Here is a 19,631-nt window from a genome sequence, read left to right as displayed (position 1 = left end):
TGCTTTCACAAATCCCTACAAACAAAAACGCTCCGCCTTCATTCAGAAGCAACGGAGCGTTCGACAGGCGCGGCGGTTCAGGCTTTGGGATGACGGTTGCGATAGATGCACAGGGGCACCAGGATCGCCGTCAGCACGAATGCAACCAGCGCCCATTGGGCCAGGGACAGGCCGAGGACCGGTGGGTAGGGGGTGCTGCAAAAGCCGTCGACCTGGAAGCCCAGGGGAAACACCTTGGCCAGGGGCAGGTCGTCAACGATCGGCTGCAACACATCGATGCCGCAACTGACCTGGGGAAAGAACTGGGTGTACACATGGTGGCCGGCCGCAGCCACGCCACCCACGGCGCTGAGCACCACCAACCCTTCGAAGAAGGTCAGCGCGCCCTTGGTGCGCATGGCCGCGCCGATGAACGCGAAGAGCGCAATCAGCAGCAAGGCGTAGCGTTGCAGAATGCACAGCGGGCACGGTGCTTCGCCCAGTACCACTTGCATGTACAGCGCCCCGCCAATCAGCGCCAGGCAGATGATGCCCAGCAACACCAGAAAGCGCCGCTCCCTGCCTAAACGCATGTCGTCAATCATCCCCGTCTTTCCCTTTCTCTGATTATGGTTGTGCCTGATGGCAACAAGTTTACACACAGGCAGTGGTTAAAACAGAGGGGGGTTAACAGCGGATTAATCGTGGCAAATGTAGTGATTGTGCGGACGCCATCGCGGGCAAGCCCGGCTCCCACAATGCGATCCTCTGTGGGAGCCGGGCTTGCCCGCGATAATGCCGATAGGGTCAATTGGCCAAATTCTATTCCAGCGCCGCCGCCGGGCCAAAGAACTCATAGCGCGCCTGCTTCTCCGGCACACCCAGCGCCTTGAGATGCCGCTTGATCGCCGCCATGAAGCCCTTGGGGCCCAAGAAGTAGGCATCAATATCACGCTCCTCAGGCAACCAGGCCGCCAGTTGCTCCTGGTTGAGCATCCCGACCTTGTCTGCCGCCGGGCTGATGCCGTCATCCTCGGCGTAGCAGTAGAAACGCTTGAGCTGCGGATGCTTGGCCGCCAGGGTGTCCACCCAGTCACGGAACGCATGCACCCCGCCGTTACGGGCACAATGGATGAAATGCACCGGGCGCTCGGTTGCCAGGGCGGCTTCGAGCATCGGCAGCGTGGGCGTAATGCCTACCCCGCCGCTGATCAGCACCAGCGGTTTATCACTGGCGGCCAGGGCGAACTCGCCCGACGGCGGGAACAGGTCAATGGTCGCGCCGACATGCATCTGGTCGTGCAGGTAATTGGAGACCCGCCCGCCCGCTTCGCGCTTGACGCTGATGCGGTACAGCCCGGTGTCGGTGAGGGCCGACAGGGAATAGTTGCGACGCACTTCCTCGCCATCGAGCACCAGTTTCAGGCCGATGTACTGGCCGGGCGCTGCGGCCAGGATCGGGCCGTTGTCCACCGGCGCGAAGTAGAAGGAGATGATCTCGTCGCTCTCCTCCACGCGTTTGACCAACAGGAACGGCCGCGCCCCCCGCCAGCCGCCGGGCGCCTGGGCTTTTTCGTCGTAGATGGCCGCTTCGGCGCCGATCAGAATGTCCGCCAACTGGCCATAGGCCGCACCCCAGGCGCTCATGACCTCGGGGGTGGCAATCTCGCTGCCCAGTACTTCAGAAATAGCCCGCAGCAGGCACGTCCCCACGATGGGGTAATGCTCCGGCAAGATCTGCAAGGCCACGTGTTTGTTGATGATCTTGGCCACCAGGTCGCCCAGTTGGTCCAACTGGTCGATATGCCGCGCGTACATCAGCACGCCATTGGCCAGGGCGCGGGGCTGGTCACCGCTGGCCTGGTGGGCCTGGTTGAACAGCGGGCGGACTTCCGGGTACTCGGACAGCATCATGCGATAGAAATGGGTGATCAGCGCTTCGCCGCCGCTTTCCAGCAGGGGCACAGTGGATTTGATGATTGCACGGTCTTGGGCACTAAGCATGGGAGACTCCTGGGTCTTCTTACTGATTGCCTTATAACAGTCAGTAATCATGCCAACTTATAAATCCTTTATTTTCAACAAGTTAAATATTTTGTAGTCAGTATGACCTCCTACAATTTATAGTCATAAGGACTACAAGGAGTCATTATGACTGCACAACCCCTGCTCACCACCTTGCTGCCGCTGGTCGCTGACCTGTCCCGGGACTTGCCCGAAGGCGAGCGCTACCGGCGCCTGCTGCAAGCCATGCGTGCACTGCTGCCCTGCGACGCCGCCGCGTTGTTACGCCTGGACGGCGAGTGGTTGGTGCCGCTGGCCGTGGACGGCTTGAGCGCCGATACCTTGGGGCGACGCTTCAAGGTCAGCGAACATCCGCGCTTCGAGATCCTGCTGAGCAGCCCGGGCCCTACCCGCTTCGACAGTGACAGCCAATTGCCCGACCCCTATGACGGCTTGGTCGCCGGTTTGCACGGCCAGTTGGAAGTCCACGACTGCATGGGCTGCCCGCTGTTTATCGATGACCAGCCCTGGGGGCTGCTGACCCTGGACGCCCTCGATACCGAGCGCTTTGAACGGGTCGAGCTGGACGCCCTGCAAGCCTTCGCCAGCCTCGCCGCGGCCACCGTCAACGTGGCTGAACGCATCGAGCGCCTGGCGCTGCGGGCCGAAGACGAGCACCAGCGCGCCGAGATCTATCGCCAGGCCAGTGGCCAGCAGCCCAAGGAAATGATCGGCCAGAGCAAAGCGCACAAGCGCCTGGTCGAGGAAATCAACCTGGTCGGCGGCAGTGACTTGACCGTGCTGATTACCGGCGAAACCGGGGTCGGCAAGGAATTGGTGGCCCAGGCGATCCACGCCGCCTCCTCCCGCGCCGACAAACCGCTGATCAGCCTCAACTGCGCCGCCCTGCCCGAGACCTTGGTAGAGAGCGAACTGTTCGGGCATGTGCGCGGCGCCTTTACCGGCGCGTTGAACGAGCGCCGGGGCAAGTTCGAACTGGCCAATGGCGGTACCTTGTTCCTGGATGAAGTGGGTGAGTTGTCGTTGACCGTGCAGGCCAAGTTGCTGCGCGTGCTGCAAAGCGGCCAGTTGCAGCGCCTGGGGTCGGACAAGGAGCACCAGGTGGATGTGCGCCTGATTGCCGCCACCAACCGCGACCTTGCCGAAGAGGTGCGCAATGGCCGCTACCGTGCCGACTTCTACCACCGTTTGAGCGTCTACCCACTGCAAGTGCCAGCGCTGCGCGAGCGCGGGCGTGATGTGCTGCTATTGGCGGGCTTCTTCCTCGAACAGAACCGCTCACGCATGGGCCTGGGCAGCCTGCGCCTGACCGGAGATGCCCAGGCGGCCCTAACGGCCTACAACTGGCCCGGCAATGTGCGCGAGCTGGAGCACTTGATCGGACGCAGCGCGTTGAAAGCCCTGGGCAACTGCCGTGAGCGCCCGAAGATTCTCAGCCTGAGCGCCCTGGACCTGGACTTGCCCGGCGTGACTGCGGCTGCGGCCGAAGAAGCACCGGCCCCTGCCCTCCCGGTGGTCAGCGGCGACCTGCGCCAGGCCACCGAGCATTACCAGCGCCAACTCATCAGCGCCTGCCTGGAACGCCATCAGCACAATTGGGCCAGCGCCGCCCGCGAACTGGGCCTGGACCGCGCCAACCTGGGGCGCATGGCCAAGCGGCTAGGCCTCAAGTGATCGGTGATCGTTCCCACGCTCCGCGTGGGAATGCCTCACCCGACGCTCCGCATCATGGCCTCGAGAGCGGACGCGGAGCGTCCCGAGCGGTATTCCCACGCAGAGCGTGGGAACAATCGAGCGCACGGGCCTTACGAAACACCAGCACATTCCCCAGCATCACCAGCACCAGCCCCATCAACGCCGGCGCCGTCCACTGGTAACCCTCGGCCACGGCCGACACATTCAGCGCCACCACCGGAAACAGCACCGTGCAATACGCCGCTTTCTCCGGCCCCATGCGGCCCACCAGGGTGAGGTACGCGGTAAAACCAATCACCGAGCCTGGGATTACCAGGTACCACAGCGCGCCGATATACCGCGCACTCCAGTCCATCTCGAAGGGAATACCACGTACTGCGCAATAGGTCGCCAGCATCGCCGCCCCATAGGCCATGCCCCAGGCGTTGGTGGTCAGCGGCTTGAGCCCGGCCTTCTGTTGCAGGCTCGATAACAGGTTGCCCGCCGAGAAGCACAGGGTGCCCAGCAGGGCCAAGCCCAGGCCCAACAAGGTTTGCGGGCTGGCGGTATGCCCAACCAGCTCCGGCCAGAATAAAAAGCCCAGCCCCAGCAACCCAAGCGCCCCGCCCATCAGCACATTACGCGCCACCCGCTGGCCGAAAAACACCCGGGCATTGAGCGCGTTCCACAAGGTCGCCGTGGAGAACACCACCGCCACCAGGCCGCTGGGAATCCATTGGCTGGCGGTGAGAAAGCACATGAAGTTGACGCAGAACAGGCACAGCCCCTGCGCCAGGCAGATCATGTGCCCGCGCCGGTTCATCACCTGCAACTTGCGGCTGAGCAGCAACAGCACGAACAGCACCAGAGCGGCCAGGCCGAAGCGATAGACAATCGACACAGGAATCGCGACCACGCCCAACTGCCATTTGAGGGCGATCCAAGTGGTGCCCCAGATGAGTACCGTGAGTAGATACAGGAAAAGATTCATAGCCGGCTCCGTCGATTGAGCCACAGTGTGGCCTTCAACCCCGTGCAGGCTCTTGCACATTCTTGCGCTTTTGTCGGGCGATGGGCTCACAGCGCCAGCCGTGGAGCGTAGGATGCGGGGTGTCGGAGAACACACCATGCCAGAGCTGCAATCGCTGCACGTCTTCCAAGCCCTCAACCGCTCGCCCCACGCACGCCTGCAAGCCTGCGCCGAGCTCGGTGACGGGTTGGCTGCGGCCGTGTGGAGCAACCACCATGACGCCCAGGATTACCAGGCCCCCAGCCATCACACCTTGTCCTGCTACATCGGGGGTGGCACGGGCACCTTTCGGCGTGATCAGCCGGGCCTCAAAGGCGGCCCCGACAAACTGTGCATCCTGCCGGCCGAGCATCAGTCGGCCTGGGTGATCAATGGCGATATTCGCCTGGCCCACCTGTATTTCAGCCCGGAACAATTTGCCCTCGGCTGCGTCACCCTGCTGGACCGGGAGCCACGGGAGTTGCACTTGCGCGAGGGCACCTTCCTTGAAGACCCATTCCAGGCCCAGCGTTTTCGCCAGTTGGTCAGCCTCAACTGGCACGAGCCCGGCGAGCGCCTGCTGACCAGCAGCCTGGCCCACGAACTGCTCAGCCATACCTTGCTCAACCAGGTCGGCGCCCGCGAAGGCTTGCGCTTGAAAGGCGGGTTGGCCGCGCACCAACGGCGGCGGTTGGTGGAGTACATCGATCAACATATGGAAGACGCCATCAGCCTCGGCCAGTTGGCCGCCATGTGCGCGCTGTCCGAATACCATTTCGCCCGAATGTTCCGCCAAAGCTTCGGCGTGCCGCCCCATCAATACCTGCTGGCACGGCGTCTGGCGCGAGCGAAAAACCTGCTGCGCAGCAGCGTTTTGCCGATCAGTGAGCTGGCCTTGCTGTGCGGTTTTTCCAGCGCCAGTCATTTCAACCAGCGCTTTCGCCACGCCATGGGCGCCACGCCGGGCCAATACCGCCACGCATTCTGCGCCTAGACCATCAAGCCCAACGTCTTCGCCTTGGCCACCGCCTGGGTGCGTCGCTCTACCCCGAGTTTGCTGTGGATACGCCGCGCATGCGTCTTGACGGTATGCAGGGAGATATACAGGCGATCAGCGATTTCCAGGTTGGAGTTGCCCAGGGCGATCAGTTGCAGCACCTCCAACTCACGCTGGCTCAGCGGGTTCTGCGCCGCCCCGGCAGGCGCGGCCTGGGGCTCCAGGCCCAGCTCACTCAAAAGTCCCGGGGCGCGTAAACGCAACTCGCGGACCGCCTGCTGCACCTGGCAACGCTCTGCCAGCGCCAAGCCAGCTTGCAGCGACCGACGCGCCAACGCCGGGTCGCCAAGCTGCCAGGTCACTTCACCCAGCACCAGGTGCAATTCGGTTTCCAGGCAAAGCATGCCGCGTTGCCGTGAGGTGTCGAGCAAGGCATTGAGCCGTGCGATAGGTTGCTCGGCACAGCCCAGCTTGACCTCGGCCAGTACCAGCAAATATTCCAGGCGCGGGATCAGCTCCAAGGTGGCCGGCGGTGCCTGCTTGGCGCAAGGCCCGCGAAAGTGGCGCAACACCCGGCGCACGGCTTGCACCGTCAATTCGGCGCGGCCTTGCTGCAACCAGAAGTGCCCACTGACCAACAGCAGTACCGCACGGTACACCGTGTCGGGCACATGGCGCTGCTGCATCAGGCGTTCGGCGTCGCGTAATTGAATGAAGGCCTGCGCGTAGTCGCCACGATTGGCCGCCAATAGCGCCAGGCCCAGAAAGCCGTACAGAACGCGCTTGTCCTGGCTCTGCAGGCACATGCTCAAGCCGGCCTCGAAACATTCGGCGGCCAGGCCGTCCTGGCCCTGACGCAAGGCCAGATGCCCGCGGCGCAGAACAATACGCCCCACCAACGGCCCGGCGTTGAGCCGTTGCCCGGCCAACATCGCTTGCACCGTTTCCAACAGGCTTTGCGCCCGGTACGGCGCGCCACGCTGCTCCAGCAATTGGGCGTGGTCCAACTCCAGCAGGGCCTCCAATACCAGCGAACCGTGGACCCGGGCCAGGCAAAGCGCTTCACGGTTCAAGCGTTGGGCGGCCTCCAACTCACCGCGCAGCAAGGCTTGCTGGGTCAGGCCCGAGAGGCACATCAGGCGCGATGTCCAGGCGCTGTCGGGCAACGCTTGCAGGGCTTCGATAAAGTGCTCGCGGGAGCGTTCGGCGTCGCCGCTCAAATGCAGCAACCAACCCCACTGCGCCTGCCAGCGCGCCAGCAGATAGCGCTGCGCGGCGGGCGTCGGTTGCGGGGCGAACCGGGCCAGTTGGTCGATGCACAAGGCCGCCTGTTCGAAGCGCCCGGCAAACAACAACGCGGCCGTGAGCAGGCCCACCAGTTGCGCCGACCCCAACATCAATTCATCGCCCTGCTGTTCATGCAGGCGCAACAGCAGCACGGCGTTCTGCTGGCGAAACAAATCCTCGAAACTGAAGTGCTGCAACAGGCTCACCGCCACTTCATATTCCTGCGCCAGCAACGCCTGCTCGAACGCGGCCTGCCAGTCACCCTCGGCGCTGAACCATTGGCACGCGCGTCGGTGCCAGGAGCGTTTGGCCGGCCAGGGTTCGTCGCGCAGCAGTCGCGCCAACGGTGGGAAAATGTGGAGCCAGTCGCTGGTGTCTTCCCAGGGCTGGATAAACGCACCCAGTGCCTGCAATTCGCGCAAATGCTCAGCGCCGTCACCACCACCGAACAAGTACTCACACAGGTTCAGGTTGAAACGCGGCAGATGGGCCAGCACGCGCCAAGCCTCAGCCAATGGCGCCGACAAGGTGTTGAACAGCTCATGCTGCAGGTAATCGAGCAGGGTCTTGTCGGGGTGGCCGTCGCCCAGCAAGGCGATACGCACACCGGCGCACCAACCGGCGCTGAACTGCATCACGCTGTCGACGCTATGCCCCGGGGCGAGCAGTTGCTCGACTTCCTCAGCGCTGAAAAACAACTCGCTGCACTCCAGCAACTCATCGTCGAGCAACAGGCGTGGCCAATTGCACAACGGGCGCCGTCGCGCGCCCAGCCACCAGGTCAACTGCGGGCTGCCAGCGGCGAGCAAACGGTCCAGCAGCGCATCCAGCTCAGGCGCAGGCGAGCGACAGAAATCATCCAGAAACAACCACGTGGTGTGTGGCCAACGGCCCAAGTCGAGCAATAACGTGGCTTCATCCACAAACGGCAAGCCAAGCTGCTGCGCCAGCCGTGCGCAGAATTCCAAGGGGCTGAGCGCGGCACCGTTGAGTGGCATCCACACCACCTGACAGCCCTTCGGCGCCTGCAGCGCACACTCGGCGAGCAACGCGCTCTTGCCACTACCTCCCGGTGCGCACAGCAACCTTACCCGCGCCTGCGCCGTCAGCAGAGGCACAGTCAGCCGCGCACGCAATGCATGGTGGGCGGACAGCCGTGGCATAAATCCAGGACGGTCCAGGCAGCGGGTCATGGCGGTCATTGCTGCATCCTGCTGTTTTTATTGTTGCGTCACCCTAGACCTGTGGTTGGCGGTTGTTGAAGAAGTATTCAGCGGGTTGATTGAAGACCATAAAAACCAAGGTATACGCCCTTCAGTGTGGGAGCTGGCTTGCCTGCGATGGCCATAGGTATCTACATAACTCTGTAAGCTCAACGGTAACCACGATGCGAAGCGAGCCGCTCTTGATCTGCTTTTGATCTTAGGCGCCCCGTTAAACCACGCTGGCCGGAATTCGACAGTGATTTGGGGGGTAAACCGGCAGGGATGCCGGTTTAGCCGCCCCGCGCCATGGATGGCGCGTGGCGGCGGCCCCCCAAATCACTGGCGGATTACGGGCACACCGAGCCTAAGCGAGGTGCCGAGTGGTGGGGCAAGAGCGTTTTGCTTACTTTTGCGCTTTTCAAAAGTGAGCCGCTGTAAAAGCGGAACCCTAAGTGGCCGTTACCGCAGGAATGGATATGTACTCGGTATAGCTGTGTCGGCTGGAAGGCCGTCATCGCAGGCAAGCCAGCTTCCACATTTGGATCCTGGGGTGTCAGGTAGAGATGCGTCTGCTGTCAGGCCGTCACGGGAGCAAGCTCCCTCGCCACAGGTCCAGCGTCGCCCCAAAGTTGTGTAGATACCTATGGCCATCGCAGGCAAGCCACACATTTTCAACCTCACTTAGGTGTGGAATCAGCGAACGCCCTCCGATCTCAGTGCAGCCGGGGTGTAGTCCGCCGCCTTGGCCGCGAAGCCGAACACGAAGCTGCTCTTCTCCTCGTTCTTCATGCCCAGCGCGATGTAGCGCCCTGCAATCAGGTCGTACAGGGTTTCCACGGTGTAGGCCGGCACCTGGTGGTCGTAATAGAACTGCGCATGGCCTTCGGCAACGCGCCACAGTTGGCCGCGGCCGTCGTAGTGGTCCACCAGGGCGACTTGCCAGCTGTCTTCGTCGATGAACATATGGCGTTTGGCATAGATGTGCCGCTCGCTGGGCTTGACGGTGCCGACCACTTCCCACACGCGGTGCAACTCATAACGGGTCAGGTCCTGGTTGATATGGCCGGCCTTGATGATGTCGTCGTACTTGAGGCTCGGCGAATCGAGCTTGTAGCTGTTGTAAGGGATGTACATCTCCTTCTTGCCCACCAGTTTCCAGTCATAACGGTCGGGTGCGCCGGAGAACATGTCGAAGTTGTCGGTAGTGCGCAGGCCGTCGGAGGCGGTACCCGGGCCGTCGTAAGACACCTGCGGTGCACGCCGCACACGGCGCTGGCCGGCGTTGTAGATCCAGGCCAGGCGCGGTTCCTTCACCTGGTCGAGGGTTTCATGCACCAGCAGCACGTTGCCCGCCAGCCGCGCCGGCGCGGTGACCGACTGCTTGAAATAGCTGAGCACGTTGGCGGCCTTGGCCGGGTCGATATCCGGGATGGCTTGCGGCACCGCTACTTCTTCTTCGAAACGGATCGGCGTGTAGCTGCCATTGGTCTGGGGCGTGGCCTGGGTGATGATGCGCCGTAGGTTGCCGCCGTGGTAACGGGTGATGTGATTCCACAGCACCTCCACGCCATTCTTGGGGATAGGAAACGCGTAGTAACGGTTGCCGGTGAAGTTCTCCAGGCCGTTGCCATCGTTGATCGCCTTCACATTCACGGCGCTGCGCTTGATCGACTCGTAAATGTCCGCCGGCAAGTTGACTGTGCGGTGGCTGGGGTACACCGGGATCTTGTAGGTCTCGGGGTAGCGCTTGAACATCGCCACCTGGCCGTCGGAGAGTTTGTCCTTGTACTTGTCCACCGTGGCGGCGGTGATCACGAACAGCGGTTTTTCGTTAGCGAAGGGGTCGGAGAGGAAGCCCTTGCTGTCCACCGTGCCTGCATTCTTGGGGATGCCACCGGTCCAGGCCGGGATCGAGCCATCGGCATTGCCGGCTTTTTCGGCGCCGACCGGGGTCAGGGAAGTGCCGAGCTTGGCTGCTTCTTCGGGCGATACCGCCGCCATTACGTTGGCGGCCAATACGCTCAGGGCCAACACTGCAATCATCTTACGCATAGGGTCTTGTCCTTCTTTTAAGCCAGATCAGAAGTTCACGCCGAAGCTGAGGGCGAGGAAGTCGCGGTCGGTCAGGGTGTTGTAGTCACCGCCAAAAAAGTCGGTGTAGCTCAGGCTTGCGGTGTAGGTGCTGCGATAGTCCGCATCCACGCCGACGCTGATGGCCTTGGCGCCTTTGTTGAACAGGCCGTTGGGGCCGTAGCCCGCGACGTCATGGGACCAGGACAGGTTGGGCTTGAGGTTCACGCCGGCAATCGCGTTGTTGTAGTCAAGGATCGCCCGCGCCCGGTAGCCCCAGGAGGTGGAGGTGACGAAACCGTCGGTGTCACCTTGAAAACCGTAGGCGCCGTACACCGAGTCTCGGCCATAGCGCAGTTTGGTTTTGTCTTCCAGGCCCGCGACGTGCACCACCGCCGCTTCGCCCACCAGGGTCAGGCGCTCGGCGCCCAGTACCTGGTCGAAGAACTGGGTCATGGTGCTCTGGATCTGGGTGATTTCCTTGCGGCGATAGCCTTTGTTGTCATCGCCGAAATTGCTGCGGATGGGTGAGGCGAGTTGGCCCGCAATGGGGTTGACCAGGGCCAGGGTCAGGTCGGTGGTGTTGAGCTGCACCGGCGCATTGGGCCGATAGCTGATTTCGCCGGTCCACGCCGTGCCCGTGGGCAAGGTGGTGGAGAAACTGGCGCCGAACAGGCGGATGTCTTCCGGGTAATCCAGGTAGTACTGGCCGCGGCCGAGCATGGTGCTTTGCGCCAAACCGCCCCCGGAACCGGGCGCCAGGGCGTTGGCGGTGTTGATGATGCGCCCGATGGTGGCCAGGTTAGTATTGGCGGTCAGGGTGCCGACGGTCGGTGTGCGACTGTGGTAGTTCATGAAGTACAGGCCGTATTCAGTGTCATCGCCCAGCCAGCGCAGGGCTGCGCCGAACTGGCCGGAGTCGCGCGCATCGCGGTCACCGGCACGCCGCACAATCACACCTTCATTGGTCACGCCAAACCCTTGGCCAAAGGCAGCCGCCACCGGTTGCAGCGGTCGGATCGCCGGGCTGCCCACGGTGTAATTATTGGTGCAACCGTCCGCCGCCACGTCCCCGCCGAAGAAGGTGCCGCAGTTGTCGAGCACCGTCTGGTCCCATTCCAGTTGGTAGAAACCTTCCACGGTCAGTTGATTGGTCAGGCTCTGGGAGGCAAACAGCATGTTCACCGGGATCAAGCCTTCCTTGATCTCGGCACCGGGCCTGCGGAACGCCGACACGTCGATCGGGTTGATGCTGTTGATGGAGTTACCGATGAAGGTACTTTCGCCCCAACTGACCACCTGCTTGCCGGCGCGCACGGTGCCGGGCAGGTCGCCCAGGGAGTAGTTGTGGTAGACGAAGGCATCGAGGATCTGCGCACCGCTGGACTTGGCGCCTTCCTTGCGGTTGTGGTCGCTGATGGGCTTGAACTCGCGGTCTTCGTCCTTGAGCTCGAAGTCGTACCAATACTTGCCACGCACGAATACCCCGGTGTCGCCGTACTTCAACTCAAGGTCGTGCAGGCCCTTGAAGATCTTGGAGAAGGTCTCGCCCTTCTTGAAGTTGAGGCGCCCGTCATCCCCGGTGGACGCCTGGCCCGTCCCGCCATTGACCGTGCCGACCAGGCTTTTGTCGGCATCGCGCATGCCCCAACTGGCGCCGACCGACAGCGAGGAGTCGAATTGCCCTTCGATCTCGCCGATGTTGAACGAAACAGCCTGCGCCTGGGCACAGCAGCCCAGCGCAACCGCAGTGGCCAGCGCCTGTGGCGTGAAGATGGCGCGCATTATTGTTTTTGTCATGCGTCTTCCCCGGTGAGTGACAGAAGGCTCCACCCTACTGCCGCCCTTGAGGGGCGATAAGCGCACCAAGGAGGTATTCGTGTTGTCGCTCGAAAGGATGACGGGGTTCTCTGGCCGGGCGCTGGACCGGGCCATGCATGCGATGGATGAAGGCTTATCAGAGGCATCGATGGTGCCGGGCAATTATTGTCGATTTGGTAACAGTCCTTGTCCCGAACTGCTATTACTCATTCTGTTACAACCGATTATTCTTGCCTGGCTTTCAGGGCAAACGGCCCGCTCCCGCATTGGGGAGAAAAGCTGATTTATAACGGATTGATCCTGTAATCAGTCTGTTCCCGGTGTTCACTGACGTTGATTTGTCGCTCCTTGATCCAACGTCTTACTTCGGCCGCTGCCTATGCAGCGGCCTTTTTTATGCCTGCAATAAAACGGGGCGTCATCGACGCCCCGTGGGATTCATTGATTTACCGGCAATGATCAGAGGCTGAACTTCTGCAAGTTGGCCATCATTTCCTTCAGCGCCTCAATATTGTCCTTGGGGTGCGCAGCCCCTTCGAAATCGCAGATCTGCTGCCAGTGCGCGGCCACATCCTCCGGCGAAAAACCGGCCTCGGGATCAAAACCCACACCCAGGCTGCGCTCCCAACGGGTCTTGCCGATCCAGCCGCCACCCACTTCAAACAAGCCTGCGGTTTCCTCACAGGCGTCACTGCCCAGGTACACCACCAGTGGGCTGACCAGTTCCGGCTTGAGGCGCTCGAACACCTGCGGCGGGATCAGCCCTTCGGTCATGCGTGTGCCACCGGTGGGGGCAATCGCGTTGACCAGGATGTTGTTCTTGCGCCCTTCCAGCGCCAGGGTACGCGTCAAGCCATACAGGCCCAACTTGGCCATGCCGTAGTTGGACTGGCCGAAGTTGCCGTAGATACCGGACGTCGACGCCGTGAAGATCACCCGGCCATAACCCTGCTCGCGCAAATGCGGCCAGGCGGCGCGGGTGACTTTGTAGGCGCCTTCGACGTGCACCCGGTAAACCAGGTCCCAGTCGCTGTCATCCATTTTATGGAAGGTCTTGTCGCGCAGGATGCCGGCGTTGTTGACCACCACGTCGACCCGGCCGAAGACATCCAGGGCGTTCTGTACGATCTTGTCGCCGTCGGTGACGGAGTCATGGTTGGCTTCGGCAATGCCGCCCGCCGCGCGGATCTGCGCCACCACCCGGTCGGCCGCCGAGGCGTTGGCGCCCTCGCCTTGGGTTGACCCCCCCAGGTCGTTGACCAGCACTTTGGCCCCGTGCCTGGCGAACAGCAGCGCATGGGCCTGGCCCAAGCCACCACCGGCGCCGGTGACGATCACCACCTTATCCTGGAACTGCACTGACTCACTCATACCGAACTCCGCTGGCGACAATGGGAATAGGCAGAGTGTCACGCAAGCAGCCTTTGGTCACAATAAAGACGGCCAGGGCTGAATGGTGCTTGATAAGGCAGCGGGATGATGCGCAGGCTCAGGAATAGGCCGCGCGCGGTGAAGGCTGGCTGATGCGCTCACGAAACGCCTGGTAATGCTTGAGCACTTGGACCGGCGCCTCGATCTGGGGGTAATGGCCGATATTGGCCAGTCTTATCGTGTCGGGCTGGGGCACCAGTTGGCGATAGCGCTCGACCATATGAGCCCCGGAAATCGGGTCTACTTCGCCGTCGATCACCCGCAGCGGCACTTCGCCTCGCTGCATGGCCGTGAGCCAGCGCTCGCGCAGACGACGGCGCTGGGGGATGTAGGCGATCAGTTTGTGCAGGATACGCGGGCCGTCGTTGCAACTGATCAAACTCCAGAAATCATCCAGCACGCTTTCACTGGGCCGCGTCTGGGGGCCGAAGATCTGGTTGAAACTGCTGGCCAAGGCATTGCGCCCAAAGGCCCGACCGATCATCCAGCCCAACGGGCTGAGCAGCAGCTTTTGCACCAGCGCCGGCCGATGGGTTTCCGGAAACAGCCCGCCGTTGAGAAATACACAGCTCGCCATCTGGAACCGGCCCTCGTAATGCCGAGCCAATAATTCCTGGGCGACACTGTCGCCGTAGTCATGAGCCAACACATGCACCGGCTGCTCTACGCGCAGGTGCTCAAGCAGCGCCTGTTGCAGATCGGCCTGTTCCAACAGGCAATAGTCGTGGTCCAAGGGTTTGGCCGAGTCGCCAAAGCCGAGCATGTCGCAGGCAATCACCAGGTTGCGCTGGGCCAGGGGTTGCCACAGGTAGTGCCAGTCCCAACTGGCCGTGGGGAAACCATGAATCAGCAGCAACGGCTCGCCCTGCCCGGCCACCCAATACCGCACGGTGTGGCCACGAAAGACGAAGTCCTGGCCGCGTTTGCGCCAGGCTCTGAGCGGTATCTCGGCGAGTGGCATCAGCTTTTATACCCGGGGTCCTGATTATCCAATTTGCGCAGCAGTGCCGGCCAGGCCAGCGCACCCCCCATACCTTGGGCGCTTTTTGTGACAGCTGCCACCATCGCCTTGGCACCGGCGAGAATCTGCGGCTCGATGGCGATCAACTCGGTGCCGCCGCTTTGGGCCAGTACCTGAATCTCGCAGGCGCGCTGGAAGGTGAACATCATCAGGAAGGTGTCGGCGATCGTGCCGGCGCAGGTCAGCAGGCCGTGGTTGTGCAGCATCAGGAAATTGTTCTGGCCCAGATCCGCTTGCAGGCGGGCCTTTTCCTCGTGATTCAGCGCCACGCCCTCATAGGCGTGATAGCCCAGGCTGGACAGCACAAACAGCGATTGCTGGCTGATGGGCAATACACCCTGCTTTTGCGCACACACCGCCACGCCGGCAGCGGTGTGGGTGTGCAGCACGCAGGTCACGTCGTGGCGCACTTCGTGGATGGCGCTGTGGATGGTGTAGCCCGCAGGGTTGATCTCGTAGGGGCTGTCCATTTGCTTATTGCCGGCCTGGTCAACCTTGACCAGGCTCGACGCGGTGATCTCATGGAACATCAGCCCATAGGGGTTGATCAGGAAATCTTCAGTGCCTGGCACCTTGGCCGAAATATGCGTGAAGATCAGGTCATCCCAGCCGTGCATGGCCACCAGGCGATAGCAGGCCGCGAGGTCCACGCGGGTTTGCCATTCGGCGGCGCTGACCTGGGCTTTGACGTTTTGTGGCGATGGTGCAGGGGCTAGGCTCATGGCAATGACCTCCTTGGCGCACTTCTTATGGTGTCTAAAGTGAGAGCCAGTCTAGTCAGACGCCGAGGTGCGAGGAGTTTCCTTGGCAGCCAGCTTGATGACTGAGCGAGTCAGTCAAGAGAATAGTACAAATACGTGTCAAACAAGCGCCGTCAATAACGGCGCTCCCTGGGGTTCAACCGCGCAGCGCGGTGATCAAATCGGCCAGCCAAGGCTCGGCGTCAGCTTCCGGAGTGACGCTTTCGCTGGCGTCCAGGCGCAGCATCGGCTGCACTTCGCGGATGCCCAGTTCGGCGAACAATTCGCGCATTTGTTCACCGCCGCCACAGAAAGTATCGCCATAGCTGGCGTCGCCCAGGCCGATGACCGCTCCCGGCAGGCCGCGCCAGGCGGCGGGCAGTTGGTCGCGGATGGTTGAGTACAGAGGCTGCAGATTGTCGGGCAGCTCGCCCATGCCGGTGGTCGAGGTCACTGCCAGGAATGCATCGGGAGCAAAGGCCTGCACGTCTGCCAGCGTGGCACGTGCGTTATGCCAGGCGTTGAAACCTGCGTCCTTGAGGATTTCTTCCGCGTGGCGAGCGACTTCTTCAGCCGTACCGTAGACCGAGCCGGAGAGGATGGCGACTTTCATCAATCTGATCCTGTAGTTGAGTGAAAGCATGGGATATTAGCAGCCCGTGCCAATATTTCAGTGCGCACCGTGCAACATTCCAGACTTGCCATAAACTGGCAAGGTCAAAACCAGGCCATGGACCGCTCTATGATTAACGCCAAACTGCTGCAAATGGTCGTCAATGCGTCCAACGACGGAATCGTTGTTGCCGAGCGCGAAGGCCGGGAAAAACCACTGATCTACGTCAACCCGGCCTTCGAAAGGATGACTGGCTACACGATGGACGAAATCCTCTATCAGGACTGCCGCTTCCTGCAGGCGGGCGACCGCGACCAACCGGCCTTGATCGCCATTCGTGATGCGCTCGACAGCGGCGGCACCTGCCGAGAGATCCTGCGTAACTACCGCAAGGACGGCACGCCTTTCTGGAACGAGCTATCGCTTTCGACCGTGTACAACGAGGTCGACAAGCAAACCTACTTCGTCGGTGTGCAGAAAGACGTCACCACTCAAGTCAAGGCACAACAGCGTGTCGCCCAACTGGAAGCCCAGTTGGCCGAGCTCAAGAGCGAGCTCGCCGCACTCAAGGCGACGAGTGGATTTAACAAACTGTAAAAAATGCGGTCTTTAGAGCGATAATGGCTTTTTAATGCCTCAGCCTTGAGCCAGATCAATGCAACGCGACACGCTATTGACGCAGGACGAGCTGGATTTTATCCAGGACATGACGCACAACCCGCAGCTCAACCTGCGGGATGCATGGTCGAGCCTGACGGTTAATGGCGGGGCACAGATTCGCGATCTGCTCACGCGGCTAGCGGCTCACGACCAGGTCACCATCCAGGCGCAGTTCGACAACCAGCAACTCACCTTCCCGTTGCACCTGGTGGAAGATGAGTTTCATGCCGTGCATTTGCGCCTGGGCGTACCGAGCATTTTTGAAGATGGGCCGATGATCCGCCCGTGGCGCCTGGCGCTTGAAACGCCGGTGGCGCTGGAAAACATCAAGGGCTACTCCAGCGCGCTGTGGGTGCACGAAGTGTCATTCAAAGGGGTGCTGGTAGAGGTGCGTGGCCGGGTCAAACCGCCAAAGACGTTTTCCCTGTGGTTCAGCCCTTCCGGCTACGAACGCATCGCCCTGCGCGGTACGCTGGAGCGGGTAACCGCCCGCGGCCTGTTCGCCTACCGCCTGAGCCAAAGCGATGCTGATGAGATCGAACGGTTACGCCAGTTCATCCTGCACCAACATCGCCTGGTGCATCCTCACGTTCATGCCTGAGACTCCAGATGGCCGCTGAGCATTTGCTGCAAGCGGCGCGGCATCCAGCGTCCGTCATTGCCCAGGCAACCAATCGACGAACCTGCGAGGCTGTGTTCCGCCAGGTCCGACGCCTCACCAGCCAGCAACAACGGGCAATCGAGGGTGAAGGCCAGGCGATTGAGCCGTGACGCCAGCTCTGCGCCAGGGGCATGGTTGGAAAACAGCACCAGGGCTTGCGGCCGAGTGCGCTCGCAGATCAGCGTCAACTCATCCAATGGCTGGCCAACGCCCAGGACCTTGACCGCCAGTTTCTCGCTCGACATCAACAAGCCCGCCACCAGCAACTCCAGCTCACGGCACTCTCCGGCAATGGCTGAGAGCAACACCCTGGGCACTGGCGAGGCACAGGCCATTTGCAGGCACCGTGCGACGCGCGAGCGCAGGAAATTGTCGAAGAACAGCCACTCGCTGGCTTGGCCAAAGCGGCCTTGGTGACGTAACAATTGCTGCCACAGCGGTACCAAAATGTCCTGGAACACCACGGTCGTCGAATAGACGCTGAAGATCTGGCCGTACAACCGGTCGAGCTCACGATCATCAAAGGCACTGATGGCCTGCCGCAGTTGCGCCTGCCATTGGCGCCACTCCAGCTCGGTATCGCTGCGTGACGCTGTAGCCGGCTCGTTGGGCTGTGGGTCGCGCGCCAAAAGCTTGCCGACTTTGCTCACCGCCACGCCACGCTCGATCCAGTCGAGGATGCGGTGCACGGTTTCGATATCGGTGCGTGAGTAAAGCCTGTGCCCACTTTCGGTGCGCACAGGCTGGATCAAACCGTAGCGACGCTCCCACGCACGCAACGTCACCGGGTTTACACCTGTGAGTCTTGCCACTTCACGAATCGGAAACAGCCCCTCGCAGTCAGTGTGGCTGTCGGGTGTCGTTTCGCGAAGAGGCGCAGTGATTTCAGGCATCAGCAGTCAAAAAACTTGTATGAATTTGAATCCTATTTAACGCCGATTGAACTGCATGATTCAAGATCTACGGCGATCCATCCGAAGTTTCTGGCGTATTTGGGCAAAACCGGAATAATCCTTGCCTGTTCTTTTGCGTCGCTGCACCACCCCGCAGCTTCGTTCGTGCGCCGCCTACCCGGCTCGGCGCACTTGCTGATTTGGAGATATACGATGTCTACCTCACCCGTCACCTTGATGGTTGCGCGCCGCGTGGCCAAAGGTCGCTACGAAGAACTGATGGCCTGGCTGCGCGAAGGCGAGCAATTGGCGACTGACTTCCCCGGTTACCTGGGCTCCGGCGTGCTGGCGCCACCACCCCATGATGATGAATTCCAGATCATCTTCCGCTTCGCCGATGAAAAAACCCTGCACGCATGGGAGTTCTCCGCTTCGCGCAGCGCGTGGCTGAGCCGTGGCAGCGAGCTATTTGCCAACCCGTCGGAACACCGTGTCAGCGGTATCGATGGCTGGTTCGGCGCAGCGGGTGCCCGCCCGCCACGCTGGAAACAGGCGGTGGCCATCTGGTTGGCTTTTTTCCCGGTATCGTTGCTGTTCAACTTCGGCCTGGGGCCGCTGCTCAGCGAGTTGGACCTGTTCAGCCGCGTACTGGTCAGCACCGCAGCCCTGACTCCGCTGATGGTTTACCTTTTTATACCGCTGTCGACCCATCTGCTGGCGAACTGGCTGCACCCTTCGCCCCCTCGCAAAGTCACTGAAGCCGCCGCTTGAGTACAGGGAGGCCGGGGCGCTGGTATAGTTTGAGCCTGCCAGCGACTTGAGCCTCCCATGAATGCAACCAACGCTCCGATCCTGATCACCGGTGCCGGCCAGCGTGTCGGCCTGCATTGTGCCCAGCGCCTGTTGGATGAAGGCCAATCGGTGATTTTCAGCTACCGCAGTGAACGTCCCGGCGTGCAGGCACTGCGTGAGCGGGGCGCCATCGGCGTGTTTGCCGACTTCTCCAGCGAAGCCGGCGTACTGGCTTTCATCGCCGTAGTGAAAACCCATACTCAAAGCCTGCGAGCGATCATCCACAACGCTTCAGCCTGGGTCGCCGAAACCCCGGGCGACGAAAGCCGTGCCTTTATCGACATGTTCAGCGTGCACATGCTTGCGCCGTATCTGATCAACCTGCATTGTTCACCTTTGCTGCAACGCTCGACACCCGCCGATATCGTGCATATCAGCGATGACGTGGTGCGCAAGGGCAGCCAGCAGCACATCGCCTATTGCGCCACCAAGGCCGGGCTCGACAGCCTCACGTTATCGTTTGCCGCACAGTTCGCGCCGCTGATCAAGGTCAACGGTATCGCACCGGCGATGGTGATGTTCAACGAAGGCGATGACGCGGCCTATCGCGCCAAGGTCCTGGCCAAGTCGGCCCTGGGCATCGAACCCGGGCCCGAGGTGATCTACCAGAGCGTGCGTTACCTGCTGGACAATCCCTATGTCACCGGTACCACCCTGACCGTCAACGGTGGGCGGCATATCAAGTAAGCCGTT

Annotated in this window: 18 protein-coding genes; 7 read left to right on the top strand and 11 right to left on the bottom strand. The window is 61.6% G+C overall.

All coding sequences use genetic code 11. The annotated features are described in order from the left end of the window. Window positions 1-77: 77 nt before the first annotated feature. Window positions 78-584, bottom strand: coding sequence for a disulfide bond formation protein B (locus HU730_RS26430; protein ID WP_034128726.1), 507 nt, complete (start codon window positions 582-584; stop codon window positions 78-80). 217 nt (window positions 585-801) lie between these two features. Next, window positions 802-1,983 (bottom strand): NO-inducible flavohemoprotein, encoded by a 1,182-nt coding sequence (gene hmpA, locus HU730_RS26425; RefSeq protein ID WP_096143354.1) that lies wholly within the window; start codon window positions 1,981-1,983, stop codon window positions 802-804. 147 nt (window positions 1,984-2,130) lie between these two features. On the opposite strand from hmpA, the gene norR reads away from it, so the two are divergent. Continuing rightward, window positions 2,131-3,678, top strand: a complete 1,548-nt coding sequence (gene norR, locus HU730_RS26420; protein WP_034128728.1) for a nitric oxide reductase transcriptional regulator NorR — start codon at window positions 2,131-2,133, stop codon at window positions 3,676-3,678. A 52-nt stretch (window positions 3,679-3,730) separates the two neighbouring features. On the opposite strand, the gene HU730_RS26415 is transcribed toward norR, so the two are convergent. Further along, window positions 3,731-4,669 (bottom strand): DMT family transporter, encoded by a 939-nt coding sequence (locus tag HU730_RS26415; RefSeq protein ID WP_096143355.1) that lies wholly within the window; start codon window positions 4,667-4,669, stop codon window positions 3,731-3,733. Between the two features lie 136 nt (window positions 4,670-4,805). Between HU730_RS26415 and HU730_RS26410 the strand changes: the two genes are divergently transcribed. Continuing rightward, window positions 4,806-5,681 carry an AraC family transcriptional regulator gene (locus HU730_RS26410; protein WP_186527661.1) on the top strand — a complete coding sequence of 292 codons (876 nt, stop codon included), beginning with the start codon at window positions 4,806-4,808 and terminating at the stop codon, window positions 5,679-5,681. On the opposite strand, the gene HU730_RS26405 is transcribed toward HU730_RS26410, so the two are convergent. The 3 genes from HU730_RS26405 to HU730_RS26395 form a co-directional block, all read right to left on the bottom strand. Next, window positions 5,678-8,173 (bottom strand): LuxR C-terminal-related transcriptional regulator, encoded by a 2,496-nt coding sequence (locus tag HU730_RS26405; RefSeq protein WP_186527660.1) that lies wholly within the window; start codon window positions 8,171-8,173, stop codon window positions 5,678-5,680. The two genes, HU730_RS26410 and HU730_RS26405, sit on opposite strands and share 4 nt — an antisense overlap. A 696-nt stretch (window positions 8,174-8,869) precedes the next feature. Beyond that, window positions 8,870-10,228 (bottom strand): DUF1329 domain-containing protein, encoded by a 1,359-nt coding sequence (locus tag HU730_RS26400; RefSeq protein WP_034128732.1) that lies wholly within the window; start codon window positions 10,226-10,228, stop codon window positions 8,870-8,872. Between the two features lie 27 nt (window positions 10,229-10,255). Continuing rightward, complete coding sequence (locus HU730_RS26395; protein WP_014719872.1) at window positions 10,256-12,046, bottom strand: DUF1302 domain-containing protein; 1,791 nt, start codon at window positions 12,044-12,046, stop codon at window positions 10,256-10,258. A 79-nt stretch (window positions 12,047-12,125) separates the two neighbouring features. Here HU730_RS26395 and HU730_RS26390 point away from each other — a divergent pair, with 79 nt between their 5' ends. Beyond that, window positions 12,126-12,350, top strand: a complete 225-nt coding sequence (locus tag HU730_RS26390) for a hypothetical protein (protein WP_143129381.1) — start codon at window positions 12,126-12,128, stop codon at window positions 12,348-12,350. 176 nt (window positions 12,351-12,526) lie between these two features. Here the strand turns inward: HU730_RS26390 and HU730_RS26385 are convergent, their stop codons facing one another. The 4 genes from HU730_RS26385 to HU730_RS26370 form a co-directional block, all read right to left on the bottom strand. Continuing rightward, window positions 12,527-13,438: an SDR family oxidoreductase gene (locus HU730_RS26385; protein ID WP_034128734.1), complete on the bottom strand. Its 912-nt coding sequence runs from the start codon at window positions 13,436-13,438 to the stop codon at window positions 12,527-12,529. Window positions 13,439-13,556: 118 nt separating this feature from the next. Further along, window positions 13,557-14,459 carry an alpha/beta fold hydrolase gene (locus HU730_RS26380; RefSeq protein ID WP_054921550.1) on the bottom strand — a complete coding sequence of 301 codons (903 nt, stop codon included), beginning with the start codon at window positions 14,457-14,459 and terminating at the stop codon, window positions 13,557-13,559. Then, complete coding sequence (locus HU730_RS26375) at window positions 14,459-15,241, bottom strand: class II aldolase/adducin family protein (protein WP_060765090.1); 783 nt, start codon at window positions 15,239-15,241, stop codon at window positions 14,459-14,461. Before HU730_RS26375 ends, HU730_RS26380 begins: the two co-directional genes overlap by 1 nt. A 175-nt stretch (window positions 15,242-15,416) precedes the next feature. After that, entirely contained in the window at window positions 15,417-15,872 is a 456-nt protein-coding gene (locus HU730_RS26370; RefSeq protein WP_014719876.1) for a flavodoxin, read from the bottom strand. 129 nt (window positions 15,873-16,001) lie between these two features. Between HU730_RS26370 and HU730_RS26365 the strand changes: the two genes are divergently transcribed. Together HU730_RS26365 and HU730_RS26360 are read left to right on the top strand one after the other, a co-directional pair. Beyond that, complete coding sequence (locus HU730_RS26365; protein WP_034128737.1) at window positions 16,002-16,469, top strand: PAS domain-containing protein; 468 nt, start codon at window positions 16,002-16,004, stop codon at window positions 16,467-16,469. A gap of 58 nt (window positions 16,470-16,527) precedes the next feature. After that, window positions 16,528-17,133, top strand: a complete 606-nt coding sequence (locus HU730_RS26360; RefSeq protein WP_034128738.1) for a hypothetical protein — start codon at window positions 16,528-16,530, stop codon at window positions 17,131-17,133. On the opposite strand, the gene HU730_RS26355 is transcribed toward HU730_RS26360, so the two are convergent. Next, complete coding sequence (locus tag HU730_RS26355; RefSeq protein WP_186527659.1) at window positions 17,124-18,086, bottom strand: MerR family transcriptional regulator; 963 nt, start codon at window positions 18,084-18,086, stop codon at window positions 17,124-17,126. The genes HU730_RS26360 and HU730_RS26355 overlap by 10 nt on opposite strands. Before the next feature lie 213 nt (window positions 18,087-18,299). Between HU730_RS26355 and HU730_RS26350 the strand changes: the two genes are divergently transcribed. Together HU730_RS26350 and folM are read left to right on the top strand one after the other, a co-directional pair. Continuing rightward, window positions 18,300-18,857: an antibiotic biosynthesis monooxygenase gene (locus tag HU730_RS26350; RefSeq protein ID WP_034128740.1), complete on the top strand. Its 558-nt coding sequence runs from the start codon at window positions 18,300-18,302 to the stop codon at window positions 18,855-18,857. Window positions 18,858-18,914: 57 nt separating this feature from the next. Beyond that, window positions 18,915-19,625 (top strand): dihydromonapterin reductase, encoded by a 711-nt coding sequence (gene folM / locus HU730_RS26345; RefSeq protein ID WP_186527658.1) that lies wholly within the window; start codon window positions 18,915-18,917, stop codon window positions 19,623-19,625. Window positions 19,626-19,631: the final 6 nt, after the last annotated feature.

The organism is Pseudomonas sp. SWRI22 (assembly GCF_014268395.2).
Lineage (GTDB): Bacteria > Pseudomonadota > Gammaproteobacteria > Pseudomonadales > Pseudomonadaceae > Aquipseudomonas > Aquipseudomonas paracarnis.
This window is presented reverse-complemented; position numbering and strand designations above follow the sequence as displayed.

Bases quoted from the DNA above. Each gene is read 5' to 3' on its own strand.
- HU730_RS26430 (WP_034128726.1), bottom strand. From the start codon at position 584: ATGATTGACGACATGCGTTTAGGCAGGGAGCGGCGCTTTCTGGTGTTG.
- hmpA (WP_096143354.1), bottom strand. From the start codon at position 1,983: ATGCTTAGTGCCCAAGACCGTGCAATCATCAAATCCACTGTGCCCCTG.
- norR (WP_034128728.1), top strand. From the start codon at position 2,131: ATGACTGCACAACCCCTGCTCACCACCTTGCTGCCGCTGGTCGCTGAC.
- HU730_RS26415 (WP_096143355.1), bottom strand. From the start codon at position 4,669: ATGAATCTTTTCCTGTATCTACTCACGGTACTCATCTGGGGCACCACT.
- HU730_RS26410 (WP_186527661.1), top strand. From the start codon at position 4,806: ATGCCAGAGCTGCAATCGCTGCACGTCTTCCAAGCCCTCAACCGCTCG.
- HU730_RS26405 (WP_186527660.1), bottom strand. From the start codon at position 8,173: ATGACCGCCATGACCCGCTGCCTGGACCGTCCTGGATTTATGCCACGG.
- HU730_RS26400 (WP_034128732.1), bottom strand. From the start codon at position 10,228: ATGCGTAAGATGATTGCAGTGTTGGCCCTGAGCGTATTGGCCGCCAAC.
- HU730_RS26395 (WP_014719872.1), bottom strand. From the start codon at position 12,046: ATGACAAAAACAATAATGCGCGCCATCTTCACGCCACAGGCGCTGGCC.
- HU730_RS26385 (WP_034128734.1), bottom strand. From the start codon at position 13,438: ATGAGTGAGTCAGTGCAGTTCCAGGATAAGGTGGTGATCGTCACCGGC.
- HU730_RS26380 (WP_054921550.1), bottom strand. From the start codon at position 14,459: ATGCCACTCGCCGAGATACCGCTCAGAGCCTGGCGCAAACGCGGCCAG.
- HU730_RS26375 (WP_060765090.1), bottom strand. From the start codon at position 15,241: ATGAGCCTAGCCCCTGCACCATCGCCACAAAACGTCAAAGCCCAGGTC.
- HU730_RS26370 (WP_014719876.1), bottom strand. From the start codon at position 15,872: ATGAAAGTCGCCATCCTCTCCGGCTCGGTCTACGGTACGGCTGAAGAA.
- HU730_RS26365 (WP_034128737.1), top strand. From the start codon at position 16,002: ATGATTAACGCCAAACTGCTGCAAATGGTCGTCAATGCGTCCAACGAC.
- HU730_RS26360 (WP_034128738.1), top strand. From the start codon at position 16,528: ATGCAACGCGACACGCTATTGACGCAGGACGAGCTGGATTTTATCCAG.
- HU730_RS26355 (WP_186527659.1), bottom strand. From the start codon at position 18,086: ATGCCTGAAATCACTGCGCCTCTTCGCGAAACGACACCCGACAGCCAC.
- HU730_RS26350 (WP_034128740.1), top strand. From the start codon at position 18,300: ATGTCTACCTCACCCGTCACCTTGATGGTTGCGCGCCGCGTGGCCAAA.
- folM (WP_186527658.1), top strand. From the start codon at position 18,915: ATGAATGCAACCAACGCTCCGATCCTGATCACCGGTGCCGGCCAGCGT.